General features: G+C 47.2%; 14 protein-coding genes and 1 riboswitch. Of the genes, 7 read left to right on the forward strand and 7 right to left on the reverse strand.

The window, feature by feature from the left end; genetic code table 11:
• Nucleotides 1-227 precede the first annotated feature (227 nt).
• The 3 genes from MKZ12_RS02280 to nfsA all read left to right on the forward strand — a co-directional run bounded on the left by MKZ12_RS02280 (nucleotide 228) and on the right by nfsA (nucleotide 2,891).
• A complete protein-coding gene (locus MKZ12_RS02280; protein ID WP_339258511.1) occupies nucleotides 228-1,385 on the forward strand; it encodes an ABC transporter permease in 1,158 nt (385 codons plus the stop codon).
• A 170-nt stretch (nucleotides 1,386-1,555) separates the two neighbouring features.
• Complete coding sequence (locus MKZ12_RS02285; RefSeq protein WP_091018425.1) at nucleotides 1,556-2,155, forward strand: TetR family transcriptional regulator; 600 nt, start codon at nucleotides 1,556-1,558, stop codon at nucleotides 2,153-2,155.
• Complete coding sequence (gene nfsA / locus MKZ12_RS02290) at nucleotides 2,148-2,891, forward strand: oxygen-insensitive NADPH nitroreductase (protein ID WP_339258513.1); 744 nt, start codon at nucleotides 2,148-2,150, stop codon at nucleotides 2,889-2,891. The genes MKZ12_RS02285 and nfsA overlap by 8 nt, the downstream gene beginning before the upstream one ends.
• A 132-nt stretch (nucleotides 2,892-3,023) precedes the next feature.
• Here nfsA and MKZ12_RS02295 read toward each other — a convergent pair whose 3' ends face one another.
• The 5 genes from MKZ12_RS02295 to MKZ12_RS02315 all read right to left on the reverse strand — a co-directional run bounded on the left by MKZ12_RS02295 (nucleotide 3,024) and on the right by MKZ12_RS02315 (nucleotide 7,197).
• A complete protein-coding gene (locus MKZ12_RS02295; RefSeq protein WP_339258515.1) occupies nucleotides 3,024-3,830 on the reverse strand; it encodes a TatD family hydrolase in 807 nt (268 codons plus the stop codon).
• A gap of 105 nt (nucleotides 3,831-3,935) precedes the next feature.
• Nucleotides 3,936-4,844: an ABC transporter ATP-binding protein gene (locus tag MKZ12_RS02300; RefSeq protein WP_339239239.1), complete on the reverse strand. Its 909-nt coding sequence runs from the start codon at nucleotides 4,842-4,844 to the stop codon at nucleotides 3,936-3,938.
• Nucleotides 4,845-4,883: 39 nt separating this feature from the next.
• Nucleotides 4,884-5,642, reverse strand: coding sequence for an ABC transporter permease (locus tag MKZ12_RS02305; protein WP_339258517.1), 759 nt, complete (start codon nucleotides 5,640-5,642; stop codon nucleotides 4,884-4,886).
• Nucleotides 5,642-5,932, reverse strand: coding sequence for a thiamine-binding protein (locus MKZ12_RS02310; RefSeq protein ID WP_017690996.1), 291 nt, complete (start codon nucleotides 5,930-5,932; stop codon nucleotides 5,642-5,644). Before MKZ12_RS02310 ends, MKZ12_RS02305 begins: the two co-directional genes overlap by 1 nt.
• 224 nt (nucleotides 5,933-6,156) lie before the next feature.
• Entirely contained in the window at nucleotides 6,157-7,197 is a 1,041-nt protein-coding gene (locus MKZ12_RS02315; RefSeq protein WP_339258519.1) for an ABC transporter substrate-binding protein, read from the reverse strand.
• A 219-nt stretch (nucleotides 7,198-7,416) separates the two neighbouring features.
• Nucleotides 7,417-7,529, reverse strand: a riboswitch (TPP riboswitch).
• 237 nt (nucleotides 7,530-7,766) lie between these two features.
• On the opposite strand from MKZ12_RS02315, the gene MKZ12_RS02320 reads away from it, so the two are divergent.
• Complete coding sequence (locus MKZ12_RS02320; RefSeq protein ID WP_339258521.1) at nucleotides 7,767-9,167, forward strand: phospholipase D family protein; 1,401 nt, start codon at nucleotides 7,767-7,769, stop codon at nucleotides 9,165-9,167.
• A 207-nt stretch (nucleotides 9,168-9,374) separates the two neighbouring features.
• A complete protein-coding gene (locus MKZ12_RS02325; protein ID WP_339258522.1) occupies nucleotides 9,375-9,809 on the forward strand; it encodes a hypothetical protein in 435 nt (144 codons plus the stop codon).
• A gap of 360 nt (nucleotides 9,810-10,169) precedes the next feature.
• Here the strand turns inward: MKZ12_RS02325 and MKZ12_RS02330 are convergent, their stop codons facing one another.
• Nucleotides 10,170-11,405, reverse strand: coding sequence for an MFS transporter (locus MKZ12_RS02330; protein WP_339258523.1), 1,236 nt, complete (start codon nucleotides 11,403-11,405; stop codon nucleotides 10,170-10,172).
• 388 nt (nucleotides 11,406-11,793) lie between these two features.
• On the opposite strand from MKZ12_RS02330, the gene serS reads away from it, so the two are divergent.
• Complete coding sequence (gene serS / locus MKZ12_RS02335) at nucleotides 11,794-13,092, forward strand: serine--tRNA ligase (protein WP_339258525.1); 1,299 nt, start codon at nucleotides 11,794-11,796, stop codon at nucleotides 13,090-13,092.
• A 230-nt stretch (nucleotides 13,093-13,322) separates the two neighbouring features.
• Here serS and MKZ12_RS02340 read toward each other — a convergent pair whose 3' ends face one another.
• On the reverse strand, nucleotides 13,323-13,526 hold the full coding sequence (locus MKZ12_RS02340) for a hypothetical protein (protein WP_339239248.1): 204 nt from the start codon (nucleotides 13,524-13,526) through the stop codon (nucleotides 13,323-13,325).
• A gap of 180 nt (nucleotides 13,527-13,706) precedes the next feature.
• On the opposite strand from MKZ12_RS02340, the gene MKZ12_RS02345 reads away from it, so the two are divergent.
• Nucleotides 13,707-14,813, forward strand: a complete 1,107-nt coding sequence (locus tag MKZ12_RS02345) for an Ig-like domain-containing protein (protein WP_339258526.1) — start codon at nucleotides 13,707-13,709, stop codon at nucleotides 14,811-14,813.
• Nucleotides 14,814-14,872 lie beyond the last annotated feature (59 nt).

The raw sequence follows: 14,872 nt of genomic DNA on the forward strand, positions 1-14,872 counted from the left end.
CGGCCTGAATCGTTGGTCTAGATGTCCTTTTCTATGGAGAAAAGTTGGTATTATGCTATTTTGTGAAAATGAATTAATTACATTCATGAATAAATCTTATATTTTCTGAATATTTCAAAAATGAGTTGACAATATGGTCATATTCACATAAAATTTAAACGATCGTTTGATTCAAACAACTGTTTAAATCAAATTAGAACTATTTTGAGTAATGGAGGACACCTTTTATGTTACAGGCTTTACGTACATTGTTTAAAAAACCGCCAGTGATTGTAGGGATCGTAACAGCACTTATGTTCCAAGTGATCTTTAGCGTGATCTGGATGACCGCATATTCTGGAGTAAATGACCGTACGAAAGAATTAACGGTTGCGATTGTGAACGAGGATGGTGAAATGTCCAAAGGAATTGCGGATTCGCTCGCAGGAACACTGCCTTTCCATACCGTATCCAATCTGAGTGCAACTGAAGCGTTGGATCAGTTGAATCATCACAAAGTACACATGGTGCTGGATATTCCGGCTGGGTTCAACGAACTGCTTCAGACGGCTAGCTCCACCGCCGAGATTAAATACACCATTAATGAAGCGAACCCGGTTACGATTAAAAGCATGATGCAAGGTGTATCACAAAGTGTGACAAACACAATTAACAAACAAGCTACAGCACAAGGGGTACAGACGGTGTTAACCGCTTCAGGTGCGCCTGCCGAGCAGGCTGCTGAAGCCGCTACAAACCTGACCACCCGAGTGGAAGGAACGACAACGTCGATTAACCCGGTTAACGGGATGAATAACCAGATGGTGCCGATGATGATGGTATTGGCTTCCTATGTAGGTGCCATGATCATGGGGATGAATCTCCAGACAGCGATGGGTATGCTCTCATCTACCTATTCCCGATTGACGTTGTTTGGCGCAAGAGTAGTCATCAACGTGGGTTCTGCATTGGTTGTTTCCTTGTTGGGATCATCGTTGATCGTTGCACTGGGTGGACAGATTGCGCAAGGATTCGTCGCGTTCTGGTTGTTCCAGGCACTCTTCCTGTGCACGTTCATGTTCTTCTCCCAGTTCTTCCTGATCTGCTTCGGACCCGCAGGAAGTCTGTTCAACATCATCTCACTGTCCCTGCAACTGGTATCCTCCGGTGCAATGGTACCGCGTGAATTGCTGAACAGCTTCTATAGCGGCATTGGGCAGTACCTGCCTGCAACATACGCCGTTCAGGGTATTCTGAGCGTGCAGTTGGGAGGCCCAGGAGTTCAATCTGCTGCGGGCTCCATCGTGGTTGTACTGTTGGTTGCTGTTGCTTTGTCCCTGGTGGTGACGTTGTTGAAAAAACAACGCATGCCAGCTGGCGCACCAAGCCCGGCTCGCGCCAACTAATATAGCAGAAGCATTGTAATTGCTTCATAAGATAGGACAATAGGATAGGACAAGCACCCCGATGAGTTTCATCGGGGTGCTTGGTGTAATATAATAGACAGATAGAGTACATGACTGCAGCCCTTGAGCTGGAGCGAACGAAATGAACGGACAAGAGGGAGCGGGACGGAATGACGGAACCGGAGTTGGATATCAAAACGAGGATACTGCTTGCAGCCAAGAAGCTTTTTGCACAGCAGGGGTATGACGGGACGAGTGTTCGTCAAATCTGTGATGAGGCGGGGGCAAACGTGTCACTGGTCTCATACCATTTTGGCGGCAAAGAAAAGGTGTTCGAGGCATTATTTGAACATTTCTTCCCCGATCATATGATGAACTCGTTGGCGGAAGAGTCCATGTCCTCGCCTGTGGAAGGTATCCGACGAATTATTGGTGAAGTTGTGAAGTTCACGATGACAGATCGGGAGATGAGCGATATTGTGCAGCTTGAAATTACACTGCGTACACATCGCACAGCTACCGTATTTCGTTTTCTGGACCCCGTCTGGACACGCGTGAGGGAACTGCTGCAAGAAGGAAAGGACCAGGGATTGTTCCAAATCGAGTCCGTATCTTATGCAATGCTTCAGGTTATGGGTGTGGCTTTGGCACACAAACGGGCCAAGAATTCACGATTTGGCTTTGATTATCAACATATGAATACAGACGAGCTCGCGGAGCAGACCATTGAGTTCGTACTTCGAGGATTGGGAGTGAACCGCCATGAATGAAACCATTGAGTTGATGATGAAACACCGCTCTGTACGAAAATTTAAGCCAGACCCGGTAAGTGATGAGCAGCTTGCAGCCATTGTATCGGCAGGGCAGATGGCTTCTTCTTCAAGCAGTGTACAAGCTTACACCGTGATTGCCGTGACTGAATCGGAGCAAAAAGCCAAGCTGGCTGAATTGGCAGGCAATCAGGCCTACGTCAATGAATGTCCCGTGTTTCTCGTGTGGTGTGCTGACCTATATCGGCTGAGTGATGCTGCGAAACGTCATCTTCCTGAGAAGGAATCGTATGCCGATTCGACCGAGAATTTCATGGTAGCCACGATTGATGCTGCTCTGGCTTCCCAGAATGCCGCTCTTGCAGCCGAATCTCTTGGCTTCGGAATTGTATATATCGGCGGGCTTCGTACCCGGATTGAAGAAGTCGCTGAGCTGTTGGGATTGCCGGAAGGGGTATATCCGGTGTACGGCATGTGTATTGGTGTTGCAGATCAGGAAACAGGAATTCGGCCACGCCTGCCATTGGAAGCCGTTCTGCATCATAATCGCTATAATGCCGAGCAGAGCCTCAAAGGTGTTGAGCAGTATGATGAGACTACAACTGCGTACATGAAAGAACGGACCAATGGAGAACGAACGACCCCATGGTCCGAACTGATGGCGAAGCGCCTGACTGAGCCGGCACGGTTGCAGGTGAGACCGTTCCTGGAAGGCAAAGGATTCCTGAAGCGTTAAGTTGAACGGAAGGTAAAAATTTTGTTCCACTTATATATATGTAAATTAGAAGTCAGTCGGGGAAAAGTCGACTGGCTTCTTTGTGTTGTGCTGGCAGGGCAAGCGAGTGCGCTTGCTTCTACCAGATTGTAATCAAGTTAAGCCATAGAAACGCTTTGTATTCTGATAAAAGAGACGGGCGGCCCGGTCGGTTCCCATGCCGGTGATCTCACTCCATGCTTGAATGACTTGTCTGGTCATTGCAGGGTGTGTCATTCGTCCCTGAAACGGCCCTTCGAAGGGCCAAGGGCCGTCGGTCTCGGCCATGACTTGTTCTGCTGGATATTGCCGGGCGAGTTCACGAATCTCATCTTCATAACGAATATCTGGCGTGAAAGAGATGAAATAACCGTTGTCTGCCATGCGTTTTACCGTTTCGCGGGACCCTTTGAACCAGTGGAAATGAGCACGTCGGAAATGATTTTGCTCCAGCAGATCACAGACGATATCCGCATCTTCGTATACAGCATGAAGGACAAGCGGTTTGTTGTGCTTTTTCGCGAGTTGGATGAAACGTTCAAGCAGCTCGATATACCCGCTCTGATCGAAGTGCTGTCCTGCTTGCTCAGCCTCCAGTCGATTGTAATAGGGAAGGCCGACTTCTCCTATAGCTGTGGCTTGTCCCATATGCTGCTCAATCCATTGGAAGAACAGGTCCATCTCTGCGGTGGATGGCAGTTCCTGTTCCGGATGAAAACCGAAGGCTGGATATATAGTGCGTGGATATTGATTAGCAAGCTCCAGATTGGCCTGGGCAGAAGCCAGATTCATGGATACCGCAATGACCGCTTCGACCTGCTGAGACGAAAATGATAGCAACATTTCACGTTGTTCATCAGGGGTATACTGATCCAAGTGAATATGAGCATCGATCAATGGAGCAAAAGCTTGAGAATGCACGAGGGAATTCCTCCTTGTGTTCCTATATATTTTATCTATGGTACGCAGAATTTCTTGTGTTGGATCACCCATTAAAGGAAAATAATAACTTTAAAACCCGCGCTATCAAGATAGGCGGGCTTTCTGCTGTTCTTCTCTCATCCACTGTGCAATCTGCCGTTTACGCTCCAGAAAGGCGGATTCCTCCGTAATTTCTTCTCGTCTAGGGCGATCAAAAGGAACATGTACCTCATGCAACACCGTTGCAGGCCGGTTGGATAATACATAGACCCGATCCGCAAGCAGCAATGCTTCTTCGATATTATGGGTGATGAACAGCACCGAACGACGGTTCTGTTCCCAGATATCGAGCAGCCAGCGCTGCATGTCGCTACGTGTGAGTGCATCCAGCGCGCTGAAGGGTTCGTCCAGCAGCATCAACTCCTGCGGACTAAGCAGGGCGCGCAGGAATGCAGCGCGTTGCTGCATACCGCCCGACAGCATATGCGGGTATGCCTGCTCGAATCCGGCAAGACCCACGCTACTTAACCATTTTCGAGCCTCCGCAAGTGCTTCAGCCCGGGGAGGAGTATCCATAGCTACTTCACCAGCAAGCAGTACATTGTCTTCAATGGTACGCCAAGGGAAAAGGGCAGGCTGTTGTGGCATATAACTGATTTTGCCACGTTGGCCCGTAACATCGTGACCGTTCATGAGCACTTGCCCTTCCTGTGGCTTCAGCAGACCACCGATGATATGGAACAGGGTGCTTTTGCCACAGCCGGATGGCCCAACGATAGCGACAAACTCACCTTGCTTCACAGTCAGGGACAGGCCGTTCAACACCGGTAGCCTGCTCCGTCGTTCACGAAATGATGCATGAACATCCACGACGTCCAGTGCAGGTGGAACCGAAGCAGCAGTCGTATATGTCGGTAGCCCGGAATTAGTCGAGTAAATTTTTTCACCGTGCTTTGGTTCCAATGTGCGTGCTCCCCGTTCAGGCTGGACGTGTTCGTCCTGTTGCTGATTCATATGCTGATCACTTCCTAATATATAGACTTACATGCTTTGTTATCGCTTCTGTGGCCGCCAGCGCACGAGCAGCTTCTCCAGCAACGCGATGAGCAGGAAGAGCAGCAAGCTGAGCGCGACAATAATCATGATTGCCACGAATAAGCGATCTGTGCGATAAGCTGATTTTTGCAGCATCATATAATAACCAATACCCTTGTCTGCACCAATCCATTCGGCAATGATGGCACCCATCACGCTATAGGTAGCGGCAATTTTGACACCGGAGAACACGGAGGGCAGGGCATGGGGTAGTTCCAGCTTCCAGAAGATATGACGACGTTTGGCACCAGCCATGCGCATATAGTTCATCATCGCTGCATCTGTACGGGTCAAGCCGTCCATGGCCGCCACCGCAACGGGGAAAAAGCAGACTAATATGATGGTAATCAGCTTGGGCAACAGCCCGAATCCGAACCAGATTAACAGGAGCGGTGCGAGCGCGATGGTCGGTATGTTTTGACTAAGAATAAGTAAAGGATACAGGGCTGACTTGAGAAAAGGCACCAAATGCAGCACCATTGCAATCAGTAATCCAACCGCTGTTCCAGCGGCGAATCCGATCAGGGTTAACTGAATGGTTGCGGAGGCATGCATGCCCAGTCGCTCCGCTTGGGATGCCGCTTCGCGGGCGATATCGGACGGTGCGGGCAGCATCCATTTCTCGATGTGGAACAGGGATACAGCTCCCTGCCATAACGCTATAAAGAGAATAACCGCCACGAAGGGCGGCCATACACTTTTGAAATAGGCATTCATTAGCGGTACTTCTCCGTCAGGGTATCCATGCTGAAGCCAGTAGGGCTATGGGCGATTTTGATCTGGGAGATGATGCTTGGGCTGCCAGCCTCGACGAGTACTTCGTGCATTTTGCGGACAACCTCCAGCAGTTCCTCCAGTTCCCCTTCCATCGTGGTGTCGAGCGCGTTCACCTGATATTTCAGGCCAGATTGCTGAATAACTTCAATGGCGCGATCTACATAAGGATATGAGTTCTCGCCATTTGGCGTTTTTGGAATAACCTGAATGCTAAGTAATGTGCTTGCCATGAGAGATCACGGCTCCTTTCGTGATATATAAAATGAACTAATAACGGTTACACTTGCCACTTCGATGACAGAATAACCTTCCAATCGCTGTTATCCCCAGATTTTTTTGATTCCCTTTCTCTAAAGGGAAAATCCGGTGATAAAGGCGACCGCTTCGCTTTTTCACGTTATTTCTGTCCTCTCCGTCCTCGTGTAAATATTAAGTTCGTTTTATATGAGATATTTTATTGGGGTAAAAACGCGTTCGTATATGCTTTGCTCACGTCAACCTGTTCATCCAGCAGTTTTTTGCTAAACATCCAGTCGGTGTAGTTCTGCCACACTTCCTGTTTCTGTTCTCCCCAGCGCGGGGCGTCATCCGTGTACTTCGGACTCAGCCATTTCTGGCTTGCCAGTACCAATTCCTTGTCCAGATCCGGTACGGCCTTGATCAGGATATTCGCTGCTTCTTCGGGATGATCAATTGCGTATTGATATCCTTCTGAAGTGGCTTTCAGGAATGCTTTCACCAACTCAGGGTCGTTCTGAATGGTCTGCTCGTTCGTTACGAGAACAGGCGTGTAGTAATCCAGTGCATCTGAATAATCCTTCACATATAACATGTCGATCGGTTCTCCGCGTAGTTCAGCTTCAATCCCCGTCCAAGCGTAGAAAATCCACGCGAAATCAATATCCCGTTTTACAGCGGTGAAAAAGTCAGCGTCACCCATGTTAATGTTTTTCACTTTGGATACGTCGGCGCCTTCGCCTTCCATAATGGATTGCATCACGGCTTCTTCCACTGGGGAACCCCAGCCGCCATAAGTTTTGCCTTCAAAATCTTTCGGTGATTTAATATTCCGATCTGCCGGAGCAGCAAATCCGGATGTATTATGCTGAATAACTGCTGCGATGGAGACGAGTGGAACCCCTTGTGTACGGGCTTGAGTTACACTTTCCTGATAACTTACGCCAAATGGCACTTCATTGGAAGCAACCATCGTATCGGCGCCGCCGGCACCTGGCTGAACAATCTCCACATTCAAGCCTTCAGCCTTATAAAAACCTTGATCTACGGCCGCATACAAGCCGGTATGATTCGTATTTGGTGTCCAGTCGAGCACCACTTTAACATCCTTGAGGGCTGCGTTGTCACCTTCATTGCTGCTCTCCGTATTCGTGCTGCCGTTCTGTTCAGCCGGGGCAGCTTCTTTACCGCCACATGCGGCCACAGTCACCAGTAGTACACATAAGAGCAACAGTCCCATTGTTTTACGCCATTTCATCTGTGATTCTCTCCTTCGGTATGTCCGGCCAGTGGCACGGGTACTCCTTGGCTTCATATCCAAGCTTCTTGCATAAATCGACAGATTTATACCAGCTATGATCCGGATAACGTCACTTTTTTTAGCTCTCTGGCTATATAAAAGAACATTAAAAAAGCGCCCCGTAATCCGGGACGCGTGCAGGCGTTAGAGAGGTGGCGTTCAGCCATAGGGCTGTGCCATTTCGATATACTCCGATTCCTACGCTGGCATGATCCAGATCAGGTCTAAGGGTTAGTATCTTGGTGGGATACACTCTCAGCCGGCCAATTCCGACTCCCCTGGGAAACTATGAAGTTACGGGCATTACTAGGTGTAATTATAGGCCAGAGGCCCAGTCGTGTCCAGTCAGGAACTGGATGGGAACGGATTTCCGGTCATCGTCTATTTGCTTCTAAGCCGCTTTAGTTTTTGATCGTTTGGCCTTGAGCCGAGCAGCTTGATTCATTTAAACAACATAATTTAGGTACAAAAGGAGATAGTACTGCTATACCAATAAATACTTTTACATAAAAATGGGGGAGTACTGAATGATCCTTAAAACCATAATCGCAATGATTCTGTGTTATAGTGCCTACGTTTTTTTCACAGCCTACCTTTTATTTTTGGTTCCGTCTCCATCTGCTATCGAAAATACGGATATGCAAAAATCGTTAACAGAAGGAAGTACAACAGATCGCGTTATGCTCCTGGAGGACGGCTTTCAATCGGGACAGGTGAGAATCCAGACCATTCGAGAGGCAAAAACAAGCATCGACCTGGCCTATTACTCCATTCAAAAAGGAAAAACATCTCAGATTTTTTTTGCTGCTTTATTCGATGCGGCTGATCGGGGGGTTCAAGTTCGAATCATTTTAGACGGGATTTTTCACAGCATGCGCGGAGAATTGCGTGATATTCCAGATGCCATTGCAGCTCATCCCAATGTGGAATTAAGATATTATGAACCACTCCACCTATTTATGCCATGGACATGGCATAATCGTCTGCATGACAAGATCCTTCTTGTCGACAACACATATGGCATCATTGGCGGCCAAAATATTGGTGATAAATATATGGCATTGCAACCCCCAAAAGACTATGTTTTTGATCGCGATGTCCTTGTTTACAATGCAAACGATAATACGAACAGCACGGTTGTTGAAATGAAACAATATCTAGATCAGTTATGGAACCATCCATTCACCAAACCAGAAAAACATGCAAAACGTCAGCATCATGCAAAAGGGTTAAAAGAGCTGGCTCAACTGGCTGAGTTATATAAAGAAGCACAAGATCAGAGCGATCCTTTTGTTAAAGTGTTGCCAAAGGAATGGGTTCAAGGAGCGCTTCATTCCGACCACGTTGCTTTCATTCACAATCCAATCAAAAGGCTGTATAAAGACCCGATCATGTGGAGGACATTTGTTCATTTCGCCAATCAAGCAAACTCGAAAGTGTACCTTCAGACGCCATATGCCATTCCCACCAAAAAAATGGAGAAAGCAGTACATCTGTCGATGAATCCAAAAGCAGAATGGGTCATGCTAACCAATTCAATCCAGCAGACCCCTAACCCTTTGGCTTTCGCGGGATACTTAAGCTCTAAGGAACGGTTACTTGATACCAGTCTGGCCATATATGAATACGAAGGCCCTTATTCCATACACGGCAAATCATTTGTCATGGATGATTACCTCAGCATGGTTGGTTCGTATAATCTTGATCCCAGATCTGCCTTCCTAAATACCGAATCCGCTGTGGTCATTTCCGGTTCTGCATTCGCCAACCAACTTACAGAGGCTATGGATATCAAACGTGCACATAGTACACTTGCGGTTAAAGATGAACATCCAGCAGAATCTACGAATCAGAAAGGCTCTATTTTCAAACGAATAGCAATCACAGCGTTATCCAAACTGTCTTTTCTCTGGAAATTTATGTTGTAGAAAAAAATCGTATTCTCTTGAGCTTAACTTTTTCTCCGGTTTATCAAAACTTGAAAATCAGATTTGTTCACGGAATGTTCACTTATGTGGTGGGGGTCATCATCTCTATAATTACGAAGGTAAACAGAGAGGATGAGAGAATTGCCAACGAGCAAGAAGGAACAAATTATTTTCGGCTTAATGATGTGTACAGGAATGGTCCTGGTGATGATGACTTTCAATTTGTGGCACACTGGGATACTTGGCAAGTTGTCCCCGCTTGAGATCCTGTTTCAATTCCTATTGTGTTTTGTCATCGCTTTTCTGGTAGAGTCCTTCATTGTTGGCCCAGTAGCGAGAAAAATTGCATTTTCCTTACCTTTTGACAAGTCCAACAAGATCCTTGGTGTGCTGGTCATGTCATTTTTTATGGTGATTGGCATGGTTCTGATCATGTCTTTGTACGGAATGATTTCAGCGTATCTTGCGGACCAATTAAATGGGGTATCCGTACTTGGTACGTACCTGCATACAATCGCTCGTAATTTCAGTCTGGCACTTCCATATCAGTTGATCATTCTAGGGCCGCTCGTACGATATGTATTCGGTAAATTCATCAAGAGCAACGGGCATATAATGCCTACTGTTAACAAAAGTGTGTAATTCCGATGGCCTTAAAGTATTTCCTGGGCAATCTTGTGCAAATGAATAGATCGTAACGAATCGAGAACACTTTATTAAGTCGGTTCTTGGGGAATGAAAAATCTAACGAATCTCAGCGGCGTTAATATGCCAAAAAAATGCAACAAGACCTTGATTTGAAGCTAATTATCTACAATAACTTCTCTAAGGTTCGTTAGATTTCGAACATACAGAAATGGAGCGGAATAGCGTGTGCTGGGTTCGTAAAAAACAGAGTAACGCTACCAAAAATGTCTACCGTCAAGTCATGACAGTAGACATTTCGATTTCTTTAATAGGTAATTCTGATTCTGTGGCTCTGGACTGTATCACCCATAGCTGTTAAGTTGCTGGATCGACCACATGTTTGTTCTGCCACTGGTACGTGATCACGCTAATGACAAGCAGGCCAACTGCAAAGATAGCAAGCATCCATGCAGACTGATTAACCTCCAGATGATCAAGACTCCATCCCGTGGTCAAAGGCAAAATGGCACCGCCAACCCCACCTGAGGCAATCAAAATGCTGGGTGTGGATTCTTCGGTTCCAGGCAGCAGTTTACTGGCGAAGACTAGGGCAATCGAGAAAATGCCTGACATGGCAAGTCCGAGCAGCAAGATGATGAGAAACGCAGACCAAATTTGGTCTGTAAATGGAAACACCATTAACAAAAGCACAGATGCAAGACAACTGTACAGCACATAGACGCGGTACTGGAATTTCTCTGCGATATATCCCGCGAAGAGTCGTCCTACAGACATGGCAATCCAGAAGCAGGTGACACTAAGCGCTGCTCCGGCTTCCTTCATGTTCATTTTCTCAATCAGGATCGCTGGCATGAAGTTTGCAAGGCTCATCTCAGTGCCAACATAAAGGAAGAAGAACAGGACGAACAGTACCAGAAGAGTCAGGTTGCGTCCACGATAGGTTGGACCGTGTATAGGGGTATCTGCGGAATGCGGTTCACCTGATGCACCGGCAGTGTGAGTGTGTCTCGAAGCATCGGCTGGCTTTCGTCGCTCCAGAACCTTGTCCAGCTCACCGAATGATCCTTTCGCCCAGAAAGCAAAGGTCAGCGCTGCACAGATCGCAACAACGAGAAAGGATAAACGCCAGTATCCGGCAGCAATCAGACCGCTGGCCATGAGCGGCATGACCATCGCTCCGATCCCGAATAACACTTCCAGTCGGCTCATGGCAACAGCCGTATTGTCTTTGATTGCAGCGATGATAATGGTGCCAATGACAGCTTCAACCATTCCGAATCCGAAACCGGCAGCGGGTGCGATGACGTACATCCAGCCCCATGGCGGCAACAGCATGTAGGATAATTCTGCGATACAGAGCAATGCTGTCGCGATTAACAGGCCTCCCCTTTTACCAAAGCGTCGGTTCAGCCACGGAGATAACAATACACCGCCCAGGAATCCGGCAAATTGAGCGAAGATCAATGTCCCGCCCTGGCTATAATCTTTGCCGTAATGTTCCAGTGCAACGGGCAGAATGGAACCAAGCACAACGTGGGCAAGTCCAATGAGGAAATAGGAGAGACACCCGATCCAAAGTAATTTTTTCATAAAGAACTCCTTCTACATATATACATAAATTGAGGATCACAATAAAGCGCAACCATGAAGACAAAGTCTATCATAACAGGACAGGTTACGTTGTGCCATGAATTCCTGATCGATACTAAAGGTTGCAATCTGGTCTATCGTTCGTATATACTGAGACACAACAATTACAGATCGGACCATGCCGTTGATGAGCATCCAACTCGGAGGCGTTTTCGCCAGGGGAGCGATATTTCCCCAAGTTAACCGGAACCGCCCGTTATCGCGGACCAAGAGGCTGGAAGCAGGATATCCTGATTCAGCAAGTTGGGTGGCACCGCGAGCAGAGCGCTCCTCGTCCCAAGGGATGAGGGCGCTCTTTGTATTTTTACAGCCAAAGGAGACGGTGACCATGTTGGAAATGAAGTGGATTCGGGCACACGCAGAAGAGGTTCAGGCGGCAGCAGACGGGAAAAAAATCAAGATTAACATTCGCACATTGCTGGAGCGGGATGAGGAACGCAGAGCACTTTTGCAGGAATCGGAAGAAGGGCGCAGATTACGCAATACGTTATCCGCAGACATCGGCAGACTCATGCAAGCCGGGAATCGGGAAGAGGCCGATGGTTTGCGGGCGCAGGTGAAACAGATCAATGAACAGTTGGAACAGGTGGAAGCGAAGCTCGCCCCTGTGCAGGAGGAAGTAACCAGGCTGCAATGGCTGGTACCTAATATCGTATCCCCGGATACCCCGAAAGGCACGTCGGATGCGGATAATGTGGAATTGCGACGTGTGGGAGAGGTTCCAACGTTCGAGTATACCACCAAAGATCACGTGGAACTTGGGGAGTTGCATGATCTGATCGATATTCCCCGTGGCGTTAAGATTGGTGGTACAAGAAGCTATGTATTGAAAGGCGCTGGCCTGTTATTACATCGGGCAGTACAGCAACTGGCGCTGGATCTGTTGCTGAAGCACGGCTTTACACCAATGGAGGTTCCGCTGATGGTCAGGGAGGATGCGCTGGTGAACACCGGATTCTTCCCAACGGGTCGGGATCAGGTCTACGAACTCGAAGGGGAGAACAAGTGGCTGGTGGGGACTTCTGAAGTGCCGCTTGTCTCGTATTATGCGGATGAGATTGTCGATGTGAAGGAGCCGGTGAAGCTGGCCGCGGTATCGACGTGTTTCCGTAGTGAGGTTGGCTCCGGCGGACGTGATGTACGCGGATTGTACCGTGTGCATCAGTTTGCCAAAGTCGAGCAGGTCATTCTCTGTGCCCCTGATGCGGAAGAATCGGAGCGCATGCTGCAAGAGATTACGGGACACGCTGAGGAATTGCTGCAATTACTTGAACTGCCGTATCGTGTTGTCGCCGTGTGCACCGGAGATATGTCGCAGAAAACGTACAAACAGTATGACATCGAGACCTGGATGCCGAGCCGTGGTGCATATGGGGAAACCCATTCGTCGTCGAATCTGCATGATTTTCAGGCTCGCCGTTCGAATATTCGTTGCCTGGATGCCGAGGGTAAGTTGGCCTATTGTCACACGCTGAATAATACGGCGGTGGCATCGCCGCGTATCCTGATTCCGTTGCTTGAGAATCATCAGCAAGAGGATGGAAGCATTCGCATTCCGGTAGCCCTGCGGCCCTATATGGGAGGCGTGGAGAGCTTGATTTTGCCAGAGCAGGATGAAGTGAAGTAGAGAGGTTATGTGACGCTTTAGGCAGTAGAAAAGGGGATGTTCCACACGTCAAGTTACATGTGACGAGGGACATCCCCTTTTAAACGGTAACGCTATTGAATCAACCAATCCCCTAAAAATTTGTGCCAAATTTAACAGATTTGGTTAGTGCTCGGACCTAAGGTATAGCTTACTTTCTTGATCACAAATTTCTTCGTTATATGTAAGTAAATGAAATTATTTCTTAAATGTTAACGCAGCTTCCATTCACGCTCGTTAATGATTTCAATTTGTCCAGATTCAAGGGCCTTTTTGAAACGATTGCGGGCTGTTTTCATCAATAGAACCATTTCGTCTTCAGGACGAATCATGGTGGATGTCGAAGTGACGATAGCTTTCATACGTTTACGATTATTTTTAGGTGAAACCATATCAAGCAAATTCTTTTCGATCATACATATCCCACCCCCATCTTTTAGGTTTATTAAAACAGTATTACGCGACCTTCCCATATTATACAATGAAAATCATGAATTGTTCCAAGCCTCCCACTTACGTTATTCAACTTTATGCTAATCGTATCCGATATAATATAATAGAAGTAAAATATTGGATTATGGGAGATGGAGATAGAAATGAGTAGAATCAAACTGGCGCTTCGAGGCACGCTTGCTCTAATTATGACATTAACAATACTTGTCCCTTCGTTGGCCTTGGCGGCTACAGGTGATGTGACATCGATTGAAATAACCAATAACAGTCCGCAGAAGATGAGTGTATCCGAAACAGCTACACTTCAGGTGATGGCCACGGTAGAAGGTTTTGATAATAAGCAGGATGTTACCGAAGGCGTGACTTGGTCCACCAGTAATGCAGCAGTTGCAACGATGGTGAAAGGCAAAGTCAAGGCTGTGGCCGCAGGCGAAGCAACCATTTTTGCAGAAATAGACGGGGTTAAGGCCCAGTTGGTTGTGCAAGTTCAGGAGAAGATTAAAAGCATCAAAGCTTCACCAAACTCCTATAATTTTGTTAAAGGCAGTGAAAACACCCTCCCGAAAGTAAGCATTACACGTGCGAACGGAAAGGTAGAGGATGTGACGTCTGAGATTGTATGGTCGGTATCAAGTAGCGCGGCTGTGCTGGAAAACGGTAAAATCAAAGGCGTTACGCCAGGCAGAGTATTGCTTCAAGGCAAATACGGAACAACGATTGTGAAAGTGCCCGTTGCTGTGACGGACGAAATTACCAAAGTTGAGGTTACACCTGCATCCATGCAGCTGAACATCAAGAAGTCCAAAGCGTTGAAGGTGATTGGCACCTATGCAAACGGCAAGACGATCAACCTTTCAAAACAAGTGATATGGACCTCTTCCAATACAAATGTAGCTATCGTAAAAAATGGAGCAGTCAAAACGCTGACTGAAGGAAAAGCCACCTTGACAGGAACTTATCAAAATCAGACAATAAAGGCAGAGGTTACCGTTGTATCTTTGCTCAAAAAGCTGATTACAGGTCAGAAAAAACTGGTTTTATCCCCACAGGGAAGTACAACGCTGAGTGTGATGGCCCAGTATGATACGGGTAAAACCACTGTTGTGACTGACAGTGCGGTGTGGAGTAGCACAAAGCCGAGCGTAGCGACAGTAACGAATGGCAAGATTGTAGCTGTAGGCAAAGGTAAAACATCCATAACGGCTAAGTGGGGCAACAAAAAAGTGACCATCCCTGTTACGGTAAAATAAATTTATATATAATGAAGCACTTTGCATCAATCCAAAAATTCAGTACATCGTCACGTTAA

The organism is Paenibacillus sp. FSL R5-0713, from assembly GCF_037973325.1.
In the GTDB taxonomy this organism is placed as follows: Bacteria; Bacillota; Bacilli; order Paenibacillales; family Paenibacillaceae; genus Paenibacillus.